We start from the raw sequence: 22,519 nt of genomic DNA on the forward strand, positions 1-22,519 counted from the left end.
TTGTAGTATATTCGCAACAGCCGATCTGGAGGACCCATCGATGCGCCGCCACCATCTCGAAGACGAGCATGAACAGTTTCGCGCAACTGCGAGAACCTTTTTCGAAAAAGAGTGCGTTCCGTACACCGAACAGTGGGAACGTGAGGGACGCGTCAGTCGCGAAGCATGGCTTCGGGCAGGCGAACAAGGATTGATCGGGTGGGAGGCACCCGAAGAGTACGGCGGCCTGGGCATCAAAGACTACCGGTACAACCAGATCCTCAGCGAGGAGATGTTCGGAACGGGCGCGGTCGGCATCGGCCTGGGCGTGCAGAACGACATCATGGCCTCCTACCTCGTCGGTCTCACCAATGACGAACAGAAAAAGCGTTGGCTCCCGAAGTACGTGTCCGGCGAATACATCACCTCGATCGCCATGTCCGAGCCCGCGGCGGGGTCCGACGTGGCCGGTATCAAGACCACGGCCAAGAGAGTCGGCGACAGCTACGTCATCAACGGGTCGAAGACGTTCATCAGCAACGGCCTTTCGTCGGATCTGATCATGGTGGCGTGCAAGACCGACCCCTCGGCCGGACGTAAGGGATTGAGCCTGATCGTGGTCGAGGCGACGAGGGAGGGCTTCTCGCGCGGGCGCAAACTCGACAAGATCGGGCAACACTCGGCGGACACCGCCGAACTGTTCTTCGACAACGTCGAGGTTCCGGTGGAGAACCTGTTGGGCGAGGAAAACCGTGGCTTCTATCACCTGATGGGCAACCTGCCCGCCGAGCGGGTGGGCATAGCAACCTATGCCGTGCCGATGGCGCGGCGAGCCTTCGATCTGACGGTCGACTACGTGTCGAACCGCAAGGCCTTCGGTACCGAGATCGGCAAGTTTCAGGTCAACCGCCACTTCCTCGCCGAGATGAAGACCAAACTGAACGTGGCGCAGAGCTACCTCGACCAGTGTGTGATGGCGGCCAACGCCGGCGAGCTGTCCGCGGAAGAGGCCGCCGGACTCAAGTGGTGGAGCACCGAGCTCCAGTGGGAAATCCTGGACCGCTGCCTTCAACTGCACGGTGGCTATGGGTACATCAACGAGTACGAGGTGGCGCGACTGTGGCGCGACTCGCGGGTACAGCGTCTCTACGGCGGTACCACAGAAATCATGAAAGACCTCATCGGTCGGTCGATGGGCTTCTAGGCACCGAGAGCTGAGTGGATGAGGGGGAAGTCATGAGTTCGAAGTCGCCGCTGGGTCAAGACGGTGGAGAAGGCGAAGACTTCCGGTACGAGGTGCAGTCGTGGCTAGCGACCGCTCCGCGTCCTGAAGGTCTACGGGCATACGGCGGCACCCCGGACGCGGCAGACGTCGCGCCGGGACGGCAGTGGCATCAGACCCTTGCCCAAGCCGGTTACGCGTGCCTGCACTGGCCGACCGAGTTCGGTGGGCGCGAGGCCACTGCGATGGAGCAGGCGATCTTCGCCGAGGAAGCGGCGAAGGCGGGTGTACCGACTCAGCTCGGAATGGTCGGGCCCAACCTGGCCGGACCGGTCATCATGCAGTTCGGCACGGCGGAACAAAAGGCGAAATACCTGCCTCCCATCGTCTCGGGTAAGCATCTGTGGTGTCAGCTGTTCTCCGAGCCGGGTGCAGGCTCGGACCTCGCGTCGGTGCGAACCCGGGTCCGTCCGGTTGACGGGGGCTGGGTCGTGGACGGCCAGAAGGTCTGGACCAGCGCCGCCAAAGCGGCGCAGTTCGGGTTGCTGCTCGCACGTACCGGCGACGAGCGCTACAAGGGTCTGACCGCGTTCATCGTCCCGATGGACCTGCCCGGTATCCTGGTTCGGCCCCTCGAGCAGATGGACGGCGAGAAGAAGTTCAATGAGGTCTTCTTGTCGGACGTGAGACTGGGTCCTGAACACCTCCTGGGTGAGGTCGGCGAAGGGTGGCGGGTGGCGACCGCAACGCTCGGCCAAGAGCGACTGAGTCTGGGATCGCAGGCCGTCGGAATGTTCGCCGCGCTCGATGAATTGATCGAGGCCGCAACCGACAAGGGCCGGCTCGACGACGTGCTGGCCGACAAGATCGTCCAGCTGTGGAGCCGGGTGTGGATCCTGCGGGCCACCTGGCTGCGAGCGATCTCCACCGGAGACGGGGCGAACTCGCCGACGATGTCGGTCCTCAAGCTGATGGCCTCGGAAGTCCATCGCGATCTCGGAGATGTGGCCACCGACGTACTGGGCATGGATGCGACGGTCGACCCGGAGCTGTCACCGATCGTGCACCGGATGTTGGTCGGCCGGGCGCAGACCATCCTGGGTGGGACCAGTGAGATCCAGCGAAACATCTTGTCGGAGCGGGTGCTCGGGCTCCCCCGAGAGCCCGCACGGTGACGCATTCGCCCGGGGACGGTGTCCTCGGGACGCTCCTGCACGGCGGGTGCACCGTCGCCGTGGGCGATGGGTTCGGCACACCACAGGTGGTGTTCGAAGAACTGTCCGACGCCGCCCGCGCAGTCGGTGGTGTTCGGCTGCTGCTGGGCTGGTTGCCGGCAGAGCCCCGCGGACTCGATCTCACCGCGTTCGCCGACGTGCGCACGGTGATGCCGGGCTGGGGACTGCGCAAGGCCGTGGCCGCCGGACTCGCCCATTTTGTGCCGATTCGGTTGTCGCAGGTTCCAGCATTGATACACAACGTCATTCGGCCCGATGTGCTGGTCGCCACCGTGGTTGCGACCGGCGGTGGGCACACGTTCGCCAATGAGATCTCATGGCAGAAGGCCGCGGTGGACGCCGGCGCCAGGGTCGCGGCGATCACGTCGTCGGCGTCGCCGAAGTGTGCTGCAGGCGCGTTGTTGCCCGCCGACCAGGTCGTCATCGTCGGGAGCACCGACCAACCGCCGGGTGACATGCCCGGCGCCCGCACCGATCCGATCACCGAACGACTTGCCGCGGGTGTACTGCCACTCATCCCGGAGGGCACCCGACTGCAGGTCGGCCCGGGTTCGCTGGGGTCGCTTCTGCTCAGCACCCTGACGGTCCCGGTGCGCATCGATTCGGGCCTGCTGCCCGATGAGGTTGTCGACCTCGACAACCGTGGCCTGTTGCTCGGAGAACCCGTGACGACCTATCTCGCCGGAGGACCGCGACTGCGCGAGTGGGCAGAGGGCCGTCCGGTCCTGTATCCGGTCGAGTACACCCACGACGTCAGCAGACTGTCGGCCGATCCGTTAGTCGCGGTGAACACCGCCGTCGAAGTGGACGTGCACGGTCAGATCAACGTCGAAGGTACGGCGACCGCAGTGTTCGGCGGCATCGGCGGCCACGGTGACTACGCCGCAGCAGCAGCGACCACCGTTGGTGGTGTCAGCATCATCGCCGTCTCGACCACCCACAACGGCGCATCAACTCTCGTCTCGTCACTGTCGCGTCCGGTGAGCACTCCGGCACATGACGTCGGGATCGTGGTCACCGAACGAGGTTCGGTCGACCTGCGAGGCCTGGACCGGACCGAACGAACCGCGGCCTTGGTGGATCTGTGGGGCGAGGCCGGCGTTCGCAAACAAGCAATCGAAAGGTAGAACTCATGGGAGAAGTACGGCTCGACGGCAAGGTCGCCATCGTCACCGGCGGCGGACGCGGAATCGGGCGGGCGCACTGCCTCGAATTGGCCCGGCACGGGGCAGCGGTTGTTGTCAACGATCCGGGTGTGTCCCGCGACGGCACCGATTCGGGCGAGAGCCCGGCCGACCAGGTTGCTCGCGAGATCGTCGAGGCCGGCGGCAAAGCGGTGGCCAACAAAGGATCGGTCACCAGCTGGACCGACAGCGACGCTCTCATCGCCCAGGCGGTTGCCGAGTTCGGCCGCCTCGACATCGTTGTCAACAACGCCGGAATCGTTCGCGACAAGCTGATCACCCGAATGACCGAGGAAGACTGGGATGCCGTTGTCGCGGTACATCTCAAAGGTACCTTCGCAGTGACCAAACACGCCTGCGATCACTGGCGGAACGAATCGAAGGCCGGCGCAGACGTCCGAGGCAGAATCATCAACACGACCTCGGGCGCGGGGCTCAAAGGCAATGCGGGACAGGCGGCCTACAGCGCGGCCAAAGCTGCGATCGTCGGTCTCACGCTGACCACTGCACTGGAGATGGAGCGTTACAACGTCACCGCCAACGCGATTTCGCCGGTGGCCGCCACCCGGTTGTCCGCCGATGTCTTCATCGGTGAGAAGGCCAATGACCCCAGCCTGGATCCCGGACAGAGCTCGCCGGTGGTCGCGTGGCTCGCTTCCGACGAGGCCGCTTGGCTGACCGGTCAGATCCTGCGGATCGACGGAGACCTGTTGATCCGGATGATCGGTTGGACCCAGAAGCCGGAGAGGTATCGCGCCCGCGCCGGAGGCAAACTCGATAGCGGCGAACTGACCCAGGCCGCGCGCTTGCTCTACGGCACGGCACCGGACGGGTTCGTCGCCCAATTGGTCACCAACTGACGCGAGCAATTCGCCAACCGGGCCGAAATCCCCGCCGACCGGGCCGAAACAGCCGCCGACCAGCGGGCCGAAACAGCCGCCGACCGGGCCGAAATCCCAATCGAGTGGGCCGATACCGAGAGGCACCGCTGGGCAACTACTCGGAACCAAAGGGTGTTGGCCACTCGATGAATGGACCCAGTGGCTACTTCGGCACGGTCAACGGGGGTTTCGGCCCGGTGGACGGCTGGGCTGCGCCGCTGGGTACGAAGCGCCGCCGCGTCGTCGGATCCCGGCCCGCGACCAGTACGCCGCGAGATCACCCCCCCCCCGGATCGCCCGCCTGCGACCCGCAGCTCCGGCCTAAATCACGCTGTCCAATATAGGCAGAGGATTAGACGCAATTCATGGGAGACCAAGCCCGTCGCACGGCGGCGTGAGGGCGTGGCGTGGCCGCCCGGGTGATCGCCGACGGGCGCCGAGTTGGTTGCCCGCCCAGCAGGTCCAGGCACTTCGCCAGCTCATGAGGCGTTCCTCACCCATCTCGGCAGCATTCGGCTGCGAGTTGCTAAACAGTTAGATGAAACAACTGTTCGCACTTTTTCAAAACGTGAACACCGACGTGGTTGCTGTCCTATCGTCAAGCGATACTCGACCGATTTCGATGACAAGGATCGTCACCCTGATGACGCAACACCTCGTATTTCTCTTGCTCGGTCTCGGCAATGGGGCTGTGTTCGGCGCCCTCGCCCTCGCAGTTGTAATGACCTACCGGAGTTCAGGCGTCCTGAACTTCGCAACCGGTTCGATCGCCCTCTACACCGCGTATGCCTATGCGTACCTGCGGGAGGGTGAGCTGCTGATCCTTGTCCCGGGATTCCCCGTCACGGTCGACATCGGCGATCCGATGAGCCTGTGGCCGGCGATGGTGATCGCCCTCGCGATGGCCGCGATCCTCGGACTACTCCTCTATGTGATCGTGTTCCGGCCCCTGCGCACCGCACCGCCCGTCGCAAAGGCAGTTGCAGCGTTGGGTATTTCGCTCCTCATCAGCGGTCTGGTCGCACAGATGATCGGCACCACGCCCATCGCGGTCGATCCGATCTTCCCCACGGAGGTGTGGTCCGCAGGTGACTTCCGCGTGTCCTCTGACCGCATATACTTCGCTATCACCGTGATCGTGGTCGCGGTGCTACTCGCCGCTGTCTTCCGGTTCACCAAGTTCGGTCTGGCGACGCGCGCCGCGGCCGAGAGCGAGCGCGGTGCCTACCTCAGTGGTATCTCTCCGGACCGGGTGGCGATCTACAACTGGATGATCAGCTCGGCCGTTGCCGGTCTGGCCGGCATCCTCATCGCGCCCATCGTTCCGCTGGTGCCGGTGGCGTACACACTCTTCATCGTCCCCGCCCTGGCAGCGGCGATCGCGGCGCGATTCCAGTTCGTCGTCGTGGCGGCCGTTGCCGGACTCGTCATCGGGATGTTCCAGTCCGAAGCGCAGAATCTGGCTGCCAAGTTCGACTGGCTACCGTCGGCGGGTCTGCCGGAACTGGTGCCGCTGATCATCATCCTGTTGCTCCTCGTGGTCCGGGCTCAGCCTTTGCCCTCTCGTGGGGCGGTCATCGAGCGCAACCTCGGCAGGGCACCGCGACCCGAGCACGTGGTCTGGACCACGATCGTGTTCGGGGTCATCGCGCTGCTGGGACTTGTTCTCCTGCAAGACCGGTTTCGCACCGGACTCATTGTCAGTTTGATCATGGCGATCGTTGCGCTCTCGACCGTGGTCGTGACCGGATATGCCGGGCAGGTGTCGTTGGCGCAGTTGACGATCGCCGGCGTGGCGGGCTTCACGGTCGGGCCGCTCACCTCCGACCTCCACATACCGTTCCCGATCGCTCCTCTGCTCGCGGCGCTCATCGCCGCTGTGCTCGGCGTCATCATCGGGCTGCCGGCGTTGCGAATACGAGGCCTGACCGTCGCGGTGGTCACACTTGCGATGGCCTATGCGGTGGAAGCCGTATGGTTCCGCAACAGCGACTTCGTCGGATCCGCGGGTCAGGCGGTGCCGGCTCCGAAGATCTTCGGTTGGGACCTGGGAATCGGTGCGGGACTGGAGTATCCACGGTTGCGATTCGGGGTCTTGTGCCTGATCGTGCTGATCGCGGTCGGTATCGGGGTCGCCGTCCTGCGACGTAGCAAACTCGGGGCACAGATGCTGGCGGTGCGGGCGAACGAGCGTTCGGCCGCGGCCGCGGGCGTCAACGTGACGGTCATCAAGATCGCGGCGTTCGCGATCGCCGCGTTCATTGCCGGACTCGGTGGTTCGTTGCTGGCCTATCAGCAGCAGTCGGTCACCTTCGACTCGTTCTCCGCACTCAACGGTCTGATCCTCTTCGGTGCGGTGTACCTCGCCGGAGCCACATCGGTATCCGGAGGCAACCTCGCAGGTCTCACCGCCGCCGGCGGATTGCTGATCATCGTGATCGACGAAGCGTTCACCGTCAGCGGCTGGTACCCGGTGGTGGCGAGTCTTCTGCTGGTACTCACCGTGATCTTCAACCCGGAGGGTGTGGTGGGACCGGTGCACGCCCTGATAGCCAGGTGGCGCAGCAGGTCGACGGCTCCCGACGACACGGCGACGGGTGCTGCCGCCGCGATCGACGTGCAGGCGCGCGAGCGGCCCGCGGTCGATCCCGACGCTCCTCCGGTGCTCGAGCTGCGGAACGTGTCGGTGCGATACGGCGGCGTCGTCGCGGTGGACGATGTGTCGTTCTCGGTCGGAAAGGGAACGGTTGTGGGTCTGATCGGACCCAACGGCGCGGGCAAGACCACCCTGATCGACGCGATCAGCGGATTCGCCCCACACAGCGGTGACGTGGTGCTCAGCAGCAAGTCGATCGACGAGATGGTGCCCCACAAGCGGATTCGTGCCGGACTCGGCCGGACGTTCCAGGCGATCGAGCTGTACGACGATCTGAGCGTTCTCGAGAACATCAAGGTGGGACTGACGGCAGCGAGTTCGGCCGACGGTCGCGTCTCGGACATCGACGACGAGGCGAGAGTCGACGCCGTTTTCGCACTGCTCGGTCTGGATCCGGTGCGGCACCGGCCGGCATCGGAGTTGTCGCAAGGGCAGCGTCAATTGGTCTCGATCGCCCGCGCACTCGTCGGCTCTCCGACCGCGCTGTTGCTCGACGAACCCGCCGGTGGCCTGGATACGTCCGAGAGTCGCTGGCTGGCAGAGCAATTGCGGGCAGTTCGCGACAGCGGCGTCAGTATTCTTCTCGTCGATCACGACATGGGATTTGTGCTCGGTCTGTGTGATCGCATCCACGTACTCAACTTCGGCAAGGTGATCGTGTCCGGGACTCCGGACGAGGTGCGGGGCGACCGCACCGTGGCGGAGGCATACCTGGGCAATGCCCACGCAGAGGAGATCACGTCATGACCGACACCACATCGACACCGGGGTATGCCCTCGAGTGCAAGGGCCTGACCGTAGGGCACGGGTCGGTGGAAGTCCTGCGTGATTTCGATCTCGCGCTCAGGCAAGGCGAGGTGCTGGCGTTGCTCGGCCCCAACGGTGCCGGTAAGACCACTCTGCTCGCGACCTTGGCGGGTCTGTTGCCGCGGATCGCGGGTGGGGTGTCGGTCGCCGGACGAGCGCTGCCGAGCGGCAGACCGGCGGCAGCGAACAAGGCAGGTCTGGTGTTGGTGCCGGATGATCGCGCTCTGTTCACCACCCTGACCGTCAAAGAGAACCTGACCATCGCCACCAGGTCGGGTGGTCTCGACGTCGATGGGGCGATGGACCTGTTCCCCTCGCTGACAAAGCGTCTCAAGGTCGCGGCGGGCTCATTGTCAGGCGGCGAACAGCAGATGCTGGCCGTGGCACGCGCACTCGTGCAAAATCCCAGGGTCCTGCTCATCGACGAGATGAGCATGGGACTGGCGCCGGTCATCGTCGAGGACCTGTTGCCTATGGTCCGGCGTATCGCCGACGAGACCAACGCGGTGGTGGTCCTGGTCGAACAGCACGTCAGTCTGGCCCTGAGTGTTGCCGACCAGGCCATCGTCGTGGTGCACGGCGACGTTCACCTGCGGGGTCCGGCCGGTGAACTCGCGGCCGACCCGGCGCGGCTGGAGTCGGCGTATCTGGGGGAGACCACCTCGGTATGAGCGCGGTTGAGCCGCAGCCCCTGCCCATCGTCCAGGCAAGCGACCAGTTCGTTTTCACCGACCCAGTCATCACCGTACGTTCCCAGCCCTCGACTGGGTCAAACCCAAAGGAGAAGAAATGAAGTTCTATGGACGCCGGCGGCAAATCGCCTCGGTGCTGTTTGCAGGAGTGTTGGTGGCGGGTCTCGCCGCGTGTGGTTCCGATGACGACGGTGGCGGCGGCGGGGGATCATCAACAGCCGCTGACCAATCGGCGCTGGGGACTGCGAACAAGGCCACCGGAACCCCGATCACCTTCGGCTTCATCAGTGAGGGTGCCGGGCAGACGATCAACACGACCGACGAGATCAGGGGCGCGCAGGCGGCAGCCGCCTATGCCAACGACTACCTCGGCGGCCTCGGCGGTCACCCCATCGAGGTGAAAGTCTGTGAGACCCTCGGCGTTCCGGCGACGGCAACCGATTGCGCGAACCAGATGGTCGCGGCGAAGGCCTCGGCTGTGTTGGGCGGTTCGATCGGTGTCCTCGATTCGGTGATCTCCGTTCTCGCCCCGGCGAAGATTCCGCTGATCATGCAGACCGCGCCGACGCAGGCCGGACTGACAACACCGGGTGTGTTCTCCCTCTTCAACAGTCTGTCGCTGTTCGGCGGGCCGGCCGAATGGGCGAAAGAGGAAGGGCTCAAGAAGGTTGATCAGGTTGTGATCGCCGTCCCGGCCGCCCAGGGCGCGGCGAAGATCGGCGAGACGTTGTTCACGAACGCCGGTCTCGAGGTCAACACCACGGCCGTCCCGCCGGGTACCGCTGACATGAGTCCGCAGATCGCCTCGGCAGCCGAAGCCGACCCGGATCTTTACCACATCGCCGGCAGTACCGATTTCTGCACGAGTGCGATCAAGGCGATCAAAACCGTGTCCCCTCAGGCCAAGGTCGTGATCATCGAGCGCTGCATCTCACCGCAGAGCAGCTCGGCCATCCCCGGAGGTTATGACGGGGTCAAGGTCTCGGCTTCCGCCGATCTCAACCCTGATCTGGAATCGGTCAAGCTGTTCACCGCGGTTCTCGACAAATACGGTGACGGGACGAAGGTCTCGTCCATGTCCAACTACGGATACTCGCCGATGCTGGGTGCCATCAACGCTCTCAACGCTGCGAAGATCGCCGACGTGACGCCTGCCGGTGTCATGGCTGCCATCAAGTCGGCACCTCCAACCGAACTGCCGAATTCCGACGGCATCATGTTCCAGTGCAACGGGAAACAGATCGCGTTTTCACCAAATACCTGCAGCGCCGACGGAATTCTGGCGACCGCGGACAAGGACGGCAACCTCAGTGGCTTCCAACGTATTCCGGCTGATCCCGCGCTCTATAAGCTCCCAGGTAGCTGAGCAGGGACGGTGAATAGCCACGCCATGCGCGCCGACACAACGTCGGTGCGCATGGCTTCGGCTGTCAGCCAACCTGAGAGCCGATGTGTCTGCGGGCCGACGAGAACACTTCGCATGACGGGTGACTCTGCCGGGAGGTGAACTCGAGATGGCGGCGAACCGTTGGTCCGGAGCCGGCTCCGGGGGATCGTCGTTTGCTGTACCGGGGGGCCAAGGTCCGGCGTCGCGACCCAAGGTTGTAGGTGGCGGGCGTCGACGTTCGCGAGGCGGGCCATCTGGTCGCCGGTGACGACAGTGACGTCTTCACGGCCGGATTGGCGGGTTTTCTCGAACGTTCGGTGACTGCGGCGCGTTCGGTGAGATCTAATGGCTGTCCTTGCGTGGGATTTCGTCCTGGCGTTACGATCGGAGTTAAGAGGAGCCACTAACTCCGTTTAAGTAGGGTGAAAGGCAAACACATGGGCGTGCAGGATCTCAGCGGCCGTCGAATCATCGTCACCGGCGGTGCGAGCGGCATGGGGGAGGGACTGGTGCGGGCCTTCCCTGCCCTCGGAGCCAGGGTGGTGTCGTTGGATCTCGTGGAAGCGACAGGGCGGAGCATCGCTGACGAAGCCGGCACATCGTTCCAGCAGGTCGACGTCTCGGACCAGGCGTCTGTTGATCATGCAATCGATGCGGCCGTCGAAATGCTCGGCGGCCTAGACGTTTTGATCCACGCGGCCGGGATTGCGCCGTTCGCACCGTCGGAGTCGACCCCGGTTGACCTGTGGAATACCGTGCTGGCGATCAACGCGACCGGAACCATGCTCACCAACCAGGCGGCTTTCCGGCATCTGCACGCCGACGGCGGTGCAATCTTGAACTTTGCGTCGGCGGCCGGATTGGATGGCCTCCCAGGGAAAGCGGCCTACTCGGCGAGCAAGGGCGCCGTACTCGCCTGGACTCGTACCGTCGCTGCTGAGTGGGGGCAGTACGGAATCACCGTCAATGCCATCGCTCCAGCGATCTGGACCCCGATGTACGACAAGACTCGGTCAGAGATGTCAGAGGAGCAGCTGGTCCAGCACGACGCGATCATGGCCCAGCGGATTCCGATCGGTGGACGGCTCGGGGACATCTCCAAAGACTTTGTCCCCGTGATGGCCTTCTACGCGTCCGAAGGCGCCGGATTCGTTACCGGTCAGACGATCTCGATCGACGGCGGCACGTTGAAGGTGCGATGACCCGCCCCGATGCGTCCCCACGCCGCCGGCCTCGTACAGATGGACTCCGCAATCGTGAGAGGTTGCTGGCCATGGGACGAGAACACCTGTGGAAAAGAGGGTACGAATTGTCGGCCGCGGCGGTCGCTTCAGACGCAGGGGTCGGGATCGGCACTCTATATCGACATTTCGCGACCCGCGACGAACTGATCGAGGCCGTTCTCGCTGACTTCCTGACCGAAGTGGAGTTCGAACTCGATGCGGTCGAAGTGGCGGAGTCGGGGATCGATGCGCTGAAAGAGTACGCACGACGGTTGACAGCGGTAGGTGGGCAGGGTCTCCGTGACATCATTCTCTCGAATCCCGAAAGCACCCCCGGCTTGGCTGACCGCCGCCAGGAGATCCGCAGGCGAGGTGGCGCCCTCATCTCACGGGCACAGCGACAGGGAACGATCCGTGCCGACTTCACCTTGGATGACCTGCACGTGTTTGTCTGCGCCGTAGCGGGTTTACGCGCCGACGAACGAGTAGGCGACCGACTAGTGGACCGCTTCGTGGGTGACCACTTGGACGGCTTGCGATGATCATCGACGATTTGGCCGACATCCTGGATCCCGAACCTCTGGGAAGCAATGTTTTCCGGGCGCGACCACGTCCGACACTGCCTGGTGGGGTATTCGGTGGGCAAATGCTCGGGCAGGCGGTCATCAGCGCCGGCCGAACCGTTCCCGCGGAGCAGCTTCCGCATTCGTTGCATGCGTATTTCGACCGTTCGGGTGACTGGGCCTTGCCCATCGACTATGCCGTGCAGATCGAGCGCGACGGTCGCTCGAGCTCGCGCCGTCGTGTGGTGGCAACGCAGGGCGACAACCGACTGCTCACCGCCGAGTTGTCTTTTCATGCCGCGACTGATGATGCGCCGGAACCGTCGCGGCCGCCGATCGACGTGGAACAGGCGTCGTGGACCACCACCGAGACCGACACCGAGATGGTGGAGACGATCGACACCTGGCTCGGCAAGCTGGGCCAAATGCTGCGGCTCGAGGTTCGTTTCTTCGAGGAACCGATGCGCGCCCGCACCTTACGGACGGGCTCGGCTCCGGCGGAGCAACGATTTCTGGTAAGACCTCTCGACCGGCTCCCGGACGATCCATTAGTCAACGCCGCCGCGCTCGCGTACCTGTCCGACATGTTCTTGCTGGCCACCTCTCTGGGGCCGCGTGGCATGGTCATGGGTGACCCCCGGGTCCGCGCCGCCAGCCTTGACCATGCGCTGTGGTTCCACGGAGGTCCATTGACTGGCGGGTGGCTCCTTCATGAAACGGCGTCCGTGTGGTCGTCGTCGAATCGCGCTCTGTGCCAAGGGCACATCTTTGATGTGACCGGTCGACACGTCGCCCGTACGACACAAGAAGGATTGGTTCGAATCACCCATGACCGACCGTCGTAGTCCTGCGCTCCGGTTCGGCATCTTTATGCCGCAACTGGGAGTTTCCGCCACGGAAATGATCGCCGCCGCCCGCAACGCAGAGGAGGCCGGTTTCGATTCCTTCTGGATCATGGACCACCTCTATGCCCCCGGCACACCACAATTCGACACTCTCGAGAGCTGGACGCTGCTGTCCGCGATTGCAGCCTCGACATCGACCATCCATCTGGGACATCTTGTGGGGTGCAACCCGTTCCGTCATCCATCGCTACTTGCCAAGATGGCGGCCACGGTGGACCAGATCTCCGGCGGTCGTCTGGAGCTGGGTCTCGGGTGGGGTTCTGTGGAGGACGAGTTCGGCATGTTCGGATTCGATGTCGGGAGCCGACGAGATCGCGCCGAGCAGCTTGGCGAGACAATCGAGATCGTCCGGAAGATGTTCTCAGGAGAATCGTTCGACTACACCGGTAAGCACTTTCGGTTGGCGGGTGCCTACGGTCGACCGACTCCGGTGCGGGGGACGATTCCCATCCACATCGGCGGGGCCGGCAAGCAATTGACGATGCCGCTCGTGGCGGAACACGCAGATTGGTGGAATTGCGTCGCCTCGGCGCGGTCGAGCTTCGACGAACTCGCCCCCCTGCGCGGAGACGCCAAGATCTCGGTGCAATATCCGGTTGGTGTTGTGGTCGACGAACGATCTCGGGCGAAAGTAGCCGAGCGGACGGCCCGGCGAATGCCTGAATCGGGTTGGGGTGCGCCGTTGATCGGAACGCCGGAGGAATTGGCGGCGACCTTCGAGTCAGAGGCTGATCGGGGGGTGGAGCTCGCAATCGTGCGATTCCACGACCGCGCCGACCCGGACACGATCGACAGGTTCGGCCGTGACGTCATCTCCGCCCTAAGTGAGGGTTGAAAGCGGTACCGCGTCAGCGTCAGGTCGATGGTCCGGAAGTCAGATCGCCGAGCACCGATTCGAGCCGTACTCGCGCCGCAGCCGCGACTCCGGCGCCGGCCACGATGTGCACAGCGTCGGCTTCGATACCGGCGATGGTCAGTTCGGCCAACGCGTCAGGGTCGAGCACTGAGCCGGAGAGGTCTTGTGGATTGCCGGTCGCCGCAGCGCCGACGGATGGCTCGAGAGCCTGTGAGTTCGTCCCGAGATCAGTGGCCACGCGGCCGGAGCACAATACTGATGCACCCACGCCGCCTGCTGCGGCGCGTAATTCGATGTTCAGTGTCTCCGTCAGCCCCACCACTGCATGCATCGTTGCGTTGTAAGGGGTCATGGTTGGCAGGGGCATCAAACCGCCTGCGGACGCGGTGTTGAGGATGTGGCCGGTGCCCTGTTGGAGCAACAGTGGCGCAAAAGTCGTGACCCCGTGGACGACACCCAGTAGCTTGACGTTGATGAGCCACTGCCATGTCTGGGGTTTCTGTTCCCACATGGGCGCCTGCGCACCGACTACTCCGGCGTTGTTGCAGACGAGGTCGACCCTTTTGAAATGCGTTGTGGTGGAGTCGGCGAGCTGCGCGACCGACTCGGGATCGCTGACGTCGGTGACCACCGTGAGGACGTCGACGCCTTGCGCGTTCAGCGTGACCTTCGCATCGGCTAGTCCGGCTTCGCGGATGTCCGCGAGGACAACCTTCATCCCACGCAATCCCAGCCCTCGTGCCAGGCCGAAGCCGATTCCGCTTGCCCCTCCGGTGACGACAGCAACCTGGCCGGGTTCGATTTCCACGACGGTCCTCCTCCAATTCGGTCGACCCGACGTCAACTGGCCTATGGCCCATTAATGAACCTACCTCAACGGCAGAACGAAGTGGAGAGGTGCCTCCACTTCGGTGGTACGTTGTCGGGCATGTCCACGAATCCGACTGTGCGCCCGACGTTGCGGAGAGATGCCGAACGCAATCGCGCGGCGCTGATGTGTACGGCTCGGCAGGTGTTCGCCGAGCGCGGACTCAACGTGTCGATGGCGGAGGTCGCCCGGGAGGCCGGTGTCGGGATCGCGACGCTCTACCGGCGATTCCCGACCCGCGAGTCATTGCTGGTGAACGTCTTCGACGACAAGATGACCATCTATGTCGACGCAGTGAATGCCGCGCTCGCACAATCTGATCCCTGGCGAGGGTTCTGCGACTATATCGAACGGGTCTGCGCTATGCAGCTTGGGGACCGAGGATTTGCGAATGTCCTGACGATGACCTTCCCCGACGAAATCCTGTTCGAGGACAAGCGTGCCGTGGCATACCGTGGCTTCGAGAAACTCATCTCGAAAGCAAAGAGGGCAGGCCGCCTGCGATTGGAGTTCCGTTCACAGGATCTGGTGGTGTTGTTGATGGCCAACGCCGGCGTGGTGGCCGGCAGCGGAGATGCTGCAGAGATTGCCTCGCGCCGCTTGGTGAGTTACTTCCTTGCCGCTGCCGATCGCGAATGCGAAGGCGAACTCGCTCCGGCACCATCGACGCAAGATATGGAAGCCGCCATGCGCCGCAGCACCGGCCGCGAGCGCGATCTTGAAACAGAGACTGACCGAAAGCATCTGACTACCAACAAATAATGTCCGTTTGTCAGTTCAAGGAGAGCCATGTCGACACCAACCATTCCTGACAGCCACCGCGATCTCGTCACCTCAACGACAGTTGCTCTGAGCACGATCAACGGCGACGGATCCATCCAGACAACTGCGGTGTGGGTCCTGCTCGATGATGACGGTCTGCTGCGAACGTCACTGGCCAAGAACCGCAAGAAGTACAGCAACTTGGTCGCCCGCCCCCACGCCACGGTCTTCGCGATCGCGTCCGACAACCCGTTCCACACACTTGAGGTGCGAGCGACCGTTGAGATTCATGATGACGACGCTGACCGGACGTTCATGGCAAAGATCATCGGGACTTATGGACAGACGCTGGAGGCGATGGCGGATCAGGCTGCCGAGGATCGTGTGGTCGTCACTTTCACTCCCATCCGAGTTCGCGCGCAATAGTCTGTCAGATGACTTGTACGGTCCGTCGAATTTCTGACTGGAGGCTTCGTGGCCGAGCGGGGACTGGTGCTGGGCGGCGGCGGCATAGCCGGAATCGCCTGGGAATTGGGATTTCTGATGGGTGTGAAATACACATCGAAACCGGTGTGGCAAGCGCTGCTTGATTCCGATGTGATAATCGGGACGTCGGCCGGGTCAACTGTGGCCGCTCAGATCAGCAGCGGCACGCCGTTGGAAGCGCTTTATGAGCGACAACTCGGTGATGCAACTGAGGAGATTTCTCCTCAGTTCGACCCTGAGGAGCTCGGGGCGGTATACGCGGGCGTACTGAACTCGGGTTCCTCATCAGTTCGCGAGCTCTTGCAGGGAATCGGGGAAATGGCCGCACGGGCCGAGACGGTCAGCGTGCAAGCGCGGCGATCTGTCATCGAGAGTCGACTGCCCTCACACCATTGGCCGGAACGAGAACTGAAGATCACCGCGATCGACATCGGCAGTGGCGAAATGGTGGTATTCGATCGCCACTCCGGAGTCGACTTCGTTGATGCGGTGGCCGCGAGTTGCGCGGTGCCGGGTATCTGGCCGCCGGTTCCCATCGGTGCGCGCCGCTTCATGGATGGTGGGGTGGCGAGTTCGGCGAACATCTCATTGGCGCAAGTCTGTCGGCGCGTGGTCGTTCTCGCACCCACCCGAGAACCCGGCGGCAACCTACTCGGTGGAGATCTCGCGGCAGAAGCCGCTACGCTGCCGGATTCGTTGGTACACATCGCATTCGCCGATGATGCTTCCGTCGAAGCTTTTGGTGTCAACCCGCTTGATCCCTCGACCAGACGCGCGTCGGCGATCGCCGGGCGGGCACAGGGGGTCGAAGGGGCATCTGGTCTGGCTGGCTTCCTGGTGGTAGCTGAGGCATGAACGTGTGGAGTCTCAGCGTTGCCGGTTTCGCAGTGCGCCGTCAAGAACAGCATGAAAGGCAGCTGGCTCGATTGCGATGTCGCTGACAGCGAAACTCGTTGGTGATCACCGCGGCGGGGTGGGCAAAATTCGCCGGGGTCGCCGTCGCGGATTTCGTCGGCAGGCTGACCGCGGTCCCCTCCTACTGTCGGACAGGTCCAGCTACCTCACCGGCATCGACCTGTTCGTCAATGGTGGGGTTGACATGTGACCTTCTTGCTTCAGAACTAGGTCAGAGGCCCAGGAATTTGGCGATGTCGTCGTAGTTCGCCTGCCACAGCGTGCCGCCCTGCTTGGAAGCGTTGTGGAACGAGCGGAACCCGAGGATGTTCTGGATTTTCGGGGGCAGCGTCTTTACGAGGGCGAGCGGGACGAGGAAAGCGTGCGCCTCTTCGCTGGTCAGCCAGCCGACCGTGAACGACCACGCCATGGCGCGCCGGTATTCATCGGCGGTCTTGTTCTCTCCGCCGCCGTGTGCGACTTTGCCGTCGATCAGCAGGACATCGCCGGCGTCGAGGAGGGCCGGAAACGTCTCGTCGGGGGTGCCGCGGTTCTCGTAGTCGTCCCAATGACTGCTTCCGGGGATGACGCGAGTAGCGCCGTTCTCCTCGGTGAAGTCGGTGAGCGCGGTGAGGAAGTTGATGGTCACGTTGTAGGTCTTCGGGCCGAGTTCCCGGAATATGGGCCAGTTCTCGAGATCCCGGTGCAGGGGCTGCGGCTTGTTTCCCGGGCCGATCTCGATGACCTGGGCAGCGGTCATCTGGTAGCTGTCGGCAATGGGGAGAAGCATGGCGTCGGCGATGGCGAGTACGCGTTCGTCCTGGATCATCTCCTCGCGGAACGTCTTGGAATGCGTCACCACATTGGTGAGTCGCTTGGTGTTTGCGCCGTGAAATCCCTCGAACAGATCAACTTTGTCCACCGAGCCGGGATTGAGTTCGTCGAGATACGGGTCGATCTCGGAGTTGAAACGGCGAACCTGATCGTCGGAGAAGAACTTGGTGAGGATGACTCCACCATCGCGCTCGACAATCCCCGCGATCTGTTGCGGATCGGTGTCGGCGGCGACACGCTGGATCACTGTGTCGCGGGGTGCGGGCGTGGGGATCTGTGTCTCGGTCATTGTGGGCTCCATCGTGGGTAGGACGTGGTTTGGGTGGTGCGTGATGCGCCGTAGGGCAACCGGTTGGGGTTGCCCTACGGCAGACGTGGGTGGATCAGTCAGGTCAGACGACTTCCTGGCGCCCGATTCGGGCGTACGTGTCGGGCTTGGTCTTCTTGAGCAGGAGGGCGTAACCGACACCCAGAAGAACTGCGGCGATGAAGACCGCGATCAACAGGTTTGCGGCACTTTGCGATCCGCCGACCAAGAACGCGGCGTTCTTGGTGGCCAGGACGAGTGCGACAGCGAATCCCACGCCACCGAGCAGAGGTGCAATGGTTGTCTTCCACTGACTGACACCGTGGTCGGGGTGCTTCCGGAAGTACAGCGGAATCGAGATCGCGGTCATGAGCAGCAGGATGATCAGTGCGTAGAGTGCGATGCCCGCCAGCTTGGCGTACAGGGCGTTGCCGTCGGCGCCGATGGCAAGGACTGCGACCAAGAACACGATTGCGATACCGCTGGTTGCCAGCGACGCGATGTGGGGCGAGCCGTGCTTTCCGTGCACTGCGGCGAGTTTGGCCGGGAACACGCGGTCGCGTCCCATCGAGAACAGGTACCGGGCAATGATGTTGTGCATGGCCAGAACAGCCGCGAAGATGCTTGTGCACAGCAGGACCATTGTGATGTCGAGGACTGTCTTGCCGAGGTACTGGTCGATCGATGCCATGACCGAACCGACCGGGTCGGCTGCGGTCTGCTCGACTACCGAGCTGGGGCCGATACCCACGATGATTGCGAAGGTGGTCACGGAGTAGAGGATGGCCACAACAGCGATGACGATGTATGTCGCACGGGGAACGGTTCTTTCGGGATCGCGAGCTTCTTCACGGAAGATGGCGGTCGCCTCGAAGCCGGAGAACATGCCGATGCAATACAGCACCGCCAGGCCGATGGAGCCACCCAGGATGTAGTCGAGCTGGAACGGCGCGGAGGTGTATCCCTCTTCTCCACCCTGACCGAAGACGACAATGTTGTAGATGATGATGACGACGACTTCGAGGCACATCGCGACCGTGAGGATCTTTGCGGAGAAGGTGATGCGGAAGAACCCGAGTACGCCGACCACGGCGATGAGGATGAGGTTGTAGATCCACCAGTCGATGGACGGGCCGTTGAAGATGTCCTGGATCAGGCCTTTGATCGCCGTGGAACCGTAGATGAAGCTCGACACGTATAGAAAGATGTACGAGATCATCGCCAGGAAAGCCGCGCCGAGGCCCAGCGGTCGACCCAACCCGGCGGTCACGTAGGCATAGAAGGCACCGGGGTTGGGTAGGTGCCTACTCATGGCGGTGAATCCGACCGCGAAGACCAGCACCACCAGGCCGGCTGCGAGGAAGGTCAGCGGTGCCCCGAGTCCGTTGGCGTAACCGATGATGACGGTGAGGTAGCCGGCGAATACCGACAGCGGCGCATTGAATGCCAGGACCGTGAAGACGATGTCGAACGTCGTCATCGATCCTTTGAGGCCGCCGGAGTCGGGTCCATAGGTCGGTTCGTCGGAGCTGGTGTCCGCACTCACCTGAGGTGTGGAGGTCATATCTGTGTCCTTGTGTGAAGGGTCTTGCGAGGCTAGGGCTGAACTTTTCGAAGTTGAAAATAGATGCGCAGCAGTCCGATTGGATGGGAACCGGCTGCACCGAGTGGGATGCTCGTCCCGTTCGCAGTCATGCTCAGGTGTTGGCTTTGGCGGTCAGTATTTGAGCTGACAGCGCCTCCTGCCCGTGTCCGGCGGCGTGTGCGCGCTCGAGGTTGTCAACGGCAGCCCCGAGAAGATTTGCCCGCTCCCCGTCACCGACCATGGCCTTGTTGATGGTGCGGAGCGCTACCAGGTAGGTTTCGAGAGTTGCCTGGTCGGTCGTGTGGGAATCGGCTTGGATGGAATCGAGGGCGACGTTGATTTCCTGTGACAGCAGGTCGAGCCAGTACGGTAGGGTCCGCTTGATCTCGCTCAGGTCGACACCGGCGGAACGGGCGTATGACATGCCCTCGAGGAACGCCCCGATGGACACAGTGTGGAACGTGGCCGTCATGGCCGCGTCCAGGATATTTGCGGCCGAGGGCTTGCTCCCGACATAGGTCGCTGCACCCGCAAGCGCGGTCAGCAGCGTCTTGTACCGACTCCAAGCAGCAACGTTACCTGCATAGTAGAAGAGTGTTGACGGTTTCCCGATGTCCCCGGGATATGCCGCGATGATCCCGTCCAAATAGTCCGCACCCTGTCCGCTGACCCAGGCGCTCAGGTCCTCGGCCTCTGCCGCCGACCCGGTGACCAAGTTGGCTATTGTCTTGCCCTGCAAATGATCTGCCGCATCCATGAGCAGGGTGCGAGCGGCGGTGTAGTCCAGCACCATCAGGATGATGACGTCGTTGTCACGTATCGCCTCGGTAGAGGTAGTGACAGTGCGTGCTCCGAGTTCACGGAGCGGATCGCATCGGCCGGGCGTCCGATTCCACACCGACACGGGGTAGTCGTTGTTCAGCAGGCTGCGCGCGATGGCGCTACCCATCAGGCCGGTACCGAGTACAGCTACGCGCGGGGTTTGATTCGAAGTGGTGTCATCGGGCGTATCCGGTGCGGACATGAACGTCTCTTTTTCGTGGTTGGAACGTACGGGTGCAATCCGTAGACCCTCGGGCTTCGATGACCGGCTAGGGCGAAACCGACTCTGGGCGAGAGGCCGATGCGCCGATCAAACGACTTGGTCATTTGAACGGGACTGGGCCAGTGTTGCGCTGTTCTGGTGTGACGTCAAGCACTGAAACATAATTTTTACATGTACGACGCATATGTAACGCGTGAATTCGCTCGATCTCGCCGCTCCGCTATGCCACTAAAAGACGGATTCGAGCTAAAGTGTTGTAGTCAGATGACTTAGACAAAGAAGGGGGGGTTCCGAATGGCGCGCGTGCCTGCAGAGCAACGACGGCTGGACTTCATCGAGGCAGCGGTCCGAGTGATCGCCGAGCAGGGAATCGCCGGGGCCACCACCCGCAAGATCGCTGAGGCGGCGGATGCTCCGTTGGCGACCTTGCACTATTGCTTCCACACCAAGGAGCAACTTTTCTTCGCGGTGTTCGAGCACATGTCCAGCGACATACTGGCAGGTCAAAGTGAGGCTTTCGGTGGTCGCGGAGATCTTGCCGTGACCGCTGCTCGCATCGTGCGGACGACGATGGAGTGGTCGACACATCATCCTAACTACAGCCGGGTGCAGTTCGACCTGCTGCTGTGGGGTCTTCGTCGCGGCAGCGAGGACGACAAGTGGGCTGAGCGGGTGTACGAGGTGTTCACCAATCCCTACGTCGACATCCTGCGGGACTCGGTTGGCCCCAATGACGATCCCGGATTGGTGGAACCGCTGGCACGCGTGGTGCTGAGCGTGATCGACGGTCTGACATTGCAATGGGTCAGCAACCCTGACAACGGGCGACTGCAGGGTGATGTGGAACTTGCGTGCGCAATGATCTCGACCTACGTGAGTGCTTCTCGCGGAGCCGCTCAGTCGGTGGCGGCCCAGGTGCGCGCCACGGCGAGCTGATCTTCGCTCGCTGAATGCCCCTGGTTGACAGGGGAAGGGCCCGCCGCGATGATCGTTCTGATCATTTGGTCAAGTCACCTGATCAATCTCGAATCGTGCCCCTTCCCCTGGAGTAACCCCATGCGCCCAGTCAGAGTTGTCATTTACGGAGCCGGCACGATGGGCCTGCTCGCCACCCGACTGTTGACCGAAAAAGGCGTCCAGATCGTCGGCGCCATCGCACGTAGTGCGGCGAAGCGGGGGGTCGACCTCGGCACCCTGTCGGGTCTGGACCCGCTGGGCGTCAAGATCGACACCAACGCAGAGCGCGTGCTCACAAGCGTGCGCCCCGACGTCGTCATGCTTGCCACCCAAAGCTTCATCCCGGAAATCTACGATCAAATGGCCATGTGCATCGAGGCCGGCGCCAACGTCTTGACGATCTCGGAAGAAACGTTCTTTCCTTGGAATACCTCGCCCACCTTGACGGCGCAACTGGATCGGCTTGCCAAGGCCCGCGGAGTTACCGTGACCGGTGGCGGCCACCAGGACTCTTTTTGGATTCATCAGGTCGCCGCGCTCATGGGGGCTTCGCACCGGATCGACTCGGTCAAGGGATACGCCACGTGGAACGCTGACGAGTACGGAGCCGATGTCATCACAACAAAGCATGTTGGGGAGACGTTGGAAGCGTTTGAGAATGGCACCGCCGACGCCGATGCGCCTCCCACCTACGGCCGCAACGTCCTCGGTGCGCTGGCGCAGGCGAGTTCGCTGACCCCGGTGAGCTGGGAGGCGACGGTTCGCCCGGTCGTCGTCGACCATGACCGACCCTCCCAGTCGCTGGGTAGCATGCTGGCTGCGGGTACAGTGATCGGCTACTCCGACGTCGACACGATGCGGACCGCCGAAGGTCCGGTCTTCACCTTCGAGATGGCCGGATACGTTTACGGCCCGGATGAGTCCGACAAGAACGTGTGGGACATCTACGGCGAGCCCGACCTGCACCTCGAGAACGGTGTCGTCCCGAGTTACACGACCACGTGTACGCAATGGGTCAACCGCGTTCCCGACGTGATCAACGCCGCACCGGGTGTCGTCACCATCGATCAGATGCCGCCGCTGTCGTACCGTGCACTTCCCTTACAGCGGTACGTCCACGACGGCATGCTCACCTGAGCCCTTCGCCTCGGCTCGCAGTCCTCGCGTGCGGGCAGCAACCCGCCGGTCGCG

General features: G+C 63.0%; 20 protein-coding genes. 16 read left to right on the forward strand and 4 right to left on the reverse strand.

What is annotated here, in order from left to right:
- The first annotated feature begins 40 nt into the window (after nt 1–40).
- From WIMU1_RS01920 to WIMU1_RS01970, 11 genes are all read left to right on the forward strand, one after another.
- Nucleotides 41–1,183 carry an acyl-CoA dehydrogenase family protein gene (locus WIMU1_RS01920; protein ID WP_062794915.1) on the forward strand — a complete coding sequence of 381 codons (1,143 nt, stop codon included), beginning with the start codon at nt 41–43 and terminating at the stop codon, nt 1,181–1,183.
- Nucleotides 1,184–1,215: 32 nt separating this feature from the next.
- Complete coding sequence (locus tag WIMU1_RS01925; RefSeq protein ID WP_062795702.1) at nt 1,216–2,376, forward strand: acyl-CoA dehydrogenase family protein; 1,161 nt, start codon at nt 1,216–1,218, stop codon at nt 2,374–2,376.
- Nucleotides 2,373–3,563: an acetyl-CoA hydrolase/transferase C-terminal domain-containing protein gene (locus WIMU1_RS01930; protein ID WP_062794916.1), complete on the forward strand. Its 1,191-nt coding sequence runs from the start codon at nt 2,373–2,375 to the stop codon at nt 3,561–3,563. The genes WIMU1_RS01925 and WIMU1_RS01930 overlap by 4 nt, the downstream gene beginning before the upstream one ends.
- A gap of 5 nt (nt 3,564–3,568) precedes the next feature.
- A complete protein-coding gene (locus WIMU1_RS01935) occupies nt 3,569–4,480 on the forward strand; it encodes an SDR family NAD(P)-dependent oxidoreductase (protein ID WP_062794917.1) in 912 nt (303 codons plus the stop codon).
- A 664-nt stretch (nt 4,481–5,144) separates the two neighbouring features.
- The gene (locus tag WIMU1_RS01940; RefSeq protein WP_062794918.1) at nt 5,145–7,904 is read left to right on the forward strand and encodes a branched-chain amino acid ABC transporter permease/ATP-binding protein; all 2,760 of its coding nucleotides are present in this window, start codon (nt 5,145–5,147) and stop codon (nt 7,902–7,904) included.
- On the forward strand, nt 7,901–8,635 hold the full coding sequence (locus WIMU1_RS01945; RefSeq protein WP_062794919.1) for an ABC transporter ATP-binding protein: 735 nt from the start codon (nt 7,901–7,903) through the stop codon (nt 8,633–8,635). The genes WIMU1_RS01940 and WIMU1_RS01945 overlap by 4 nt, the downstream gene beginning before the upstream one ends.
- Before the next feature lie 118 nt (nt 8,636–8,753).
- Complete coding sequence (locus WIMU1_RS01950) at nt 8,754–10,022, forward strand: ABC transporter substrate-binding protein (protein WP_062794920.1); 1,269 nt, start codon at nt 8,754–8,756, stop codon at nt 10,020–10,022.
- 458 nt (nt 10,023–10,480) lie between these two features.
- On the forward strand, nt 10,481–11,245 hold the full coding sequence (locus WIMU1_RS01955) for an SDR family NAD(P)-dependent oxidoreductase (RefSeq protein WP_062794921.1): 765 nt from the start codon (nt 10,481–10,483) through the stop codon (nt 11,243–11,245).
- A gap of 71 nt (nt 11,246–11,316) precedes the next feature.
- Nucleotides 11,317–11,808, forward strand: a complete 492-nt coding sequence (locus WIMU1_RS01960) for a TetR/AcrR family transcriptional regulator (protein ID WP_062794922.1) — start codon at nt 11,317–11,319, stop codon at nt 11,806–11,808.
- On the forward strand, nt 11,805–12,674 hold the full coding sequence (locus WIMU1_RS01965) for an acyl-CoA thioesterase (RefSeq protein ID WP_062794923.1): 870 nt from the start codon (nt 11,805–11,807) through the stop codon (nt 12,672–12,674). The genes WIMU1_RS01960 and WIMU1_RS01965 overlap by 4 nt, the downstream gene beginning before the upstream one ends.
- Nucleotides 12,658–13,569, forward strand: coding sequence for an LLM class flavin-dependent oxidoreductase (locus tag WIMU1_RS01970; RefSeq protein WP_062794924.1), 912 nt, complete (start codon nt 12,658–12,660; stop codon nt 13,567–13,569). Before WIMU1_RS01965 ends, WIMU1_RS01970 begins: the two co-directional genes overlap by 17 nt.
- 19 nt (nt 13,570–13,588) lie before the next feature.
- Here the strand turns inward: WIMU1_RS01970 and WIMU1_RS01975 are convergent, their stop codons facing one another.
- Complete coding sequence (locus WIMU1_RS01975; protein WP_062794925.1) at nt 13,589–14,398, reverse strand: SDR family NAD(P)-dependent oxidoreductase; 810 nt, start codon at nt 14,396–14,398, stop codon at nt 13,589–13,591.
- Between the two features lie 120 nt (nt 14,399–14,518).
- Here WIMU1_RS01975 and WIMU1_RS01980 point away from each other — a divergent pair, with 120 nt between their 5' ends.
- From WIMU1_RS01980 to WIMU1_RS01990, 3 genes are read left to right on the forward strand one after another with little or no spacing between them, the layout of a single operon-like run.
- Nucleotides 14,519–15,220, forward strand: a complete 702-nt coding sequence (locus WIMU1_RS01980) for a TetR/AcrR family transcriptional regulator (protein WP_062794926.1) — start codon at nt 14,519–14,521, stop codon at nt 15,218–15,220.
- 27 nt (nt 15,221–15,247) lie between these two features.
- A complete protein-coding gene (locus WIMU1_RS01985; RefSeq protein WP_062794927.1) occupies nt 15,248–15,646 on the forward strand; it encodes a TIGR03618 family F420-dependent PPOX class oxidoreductase in 399 nt (132 codons plus the stop codon).
- Nucleotides 15,647–15,694: 48 nt separating this feature from the next.
- Nucleotides 15,695–16,561 carry a patatin-like phospholipase family protein gene (locus tag WIMU1_RS01990; protein ID WP_084247947.1) on the forward strand — a complete coding sequence of 289 codons (867 nt, stop codon included), beginning with the start codon at nt 15,695–15,697 and terminating at the stop codon, nt 16,559–16,561.
- Nucleotides 16,562–16,832: 271 nt separating this feature from the next.
- On the opposite strand, the gene WIMU1_RS01995 is transcribed toward WIMU1_RS01990, so the two are convergent.
- The 3 genes from WIMU1_RS01995 to WIMU1_RS02005 all read right to left on the reverse strand — a co-directional run bounded on the left by WIMU1_RS01995 (nt 16,833) and on the right by WIMU1_RS02005 (nt 20,350).
- Complete coding sequence (locus WIMU1_RS01995) at nt 16,833–17,723, reverse strand: phytanoyl-CoA dioxygenase family protein (protein ID WP_084247948.1); 891 nt, start codon at nt 17,721–17,723, stop codon at nt 16,833–16,835.
- Nucleotides 17,724–17,826: 103 nt separating this feature from the next.
- Nucleotides 17,827–19,305, reverse strand: coding sequence for an APC family permease (locus WIMU1_RS02000; protein WP_062794928.1), 1,479 nt, complete (start codon nt 19,303–19,305; stop codon nt 17,827–17,829).
- Between the two features lie 133 nt (nt 19,306–19,438).
- Nucleotides 19,439–20,350 (reverse strand): NAD(P)-dependent oxidoreductase, encoded by a 912-nt coding sequence (locus WIMU1_RS02005; RefSeq protein ID WP_062794929.1) that lies wholly within the window; start codon nt 20,348–20,350, stop codon nt 19,439–19,441.
- A 315-nt stretch (nt 20,351–20,665) separates the two neighbouring features.
- On the opposite strand from WIMU1_RS02005, the gene WIMU1_RS02010 reads away from it, so the two are divergent.
- Both WIMU1_RS02010 and WIMU1_RS02015 read left to right on the forward strand, forming a co-directional pair.
- Complete coding sequence (locus WIMU1_RS02010) at nt 20,666–21,307, forward strand: TetR/AcrR family transcriptional regulator (protein ID WP_062794930.1); 642 nt, start codon at nt 20,666–20,668, stop codon at nt 21,305–21,307.
- A gap of 120 nt (nt 21,308–21,427) precedes the next feature.
- Nucleotides 21,428–22,465 carry an NAD(P)H-dependent amine dehydrogenase family protein gene (locus tag WIMU1_RS02015; RefSeq protein WP_062795708.1) on the forward strand — a complete coding sequence of 346 codons (1,038 nt, stop codon included), beginning with the start codon at nt 21,428–21,430 and terminating at the stop codon, nt 22,463–22,465.
- Nucleotides 22,466–22,519 lie beyond the last annotated feature (54 nt).

The sequence above is a fragment of the Williamsia muralis NBRC 105860 genome, assembly GCF_001598915.1.
Taxonomy (GTDB): Bacteria; Actinomycetota; Actinomycetes; order Mycobacteriales; family Mycobacteriaceae; genus Williamsia; species Williamsia muralis.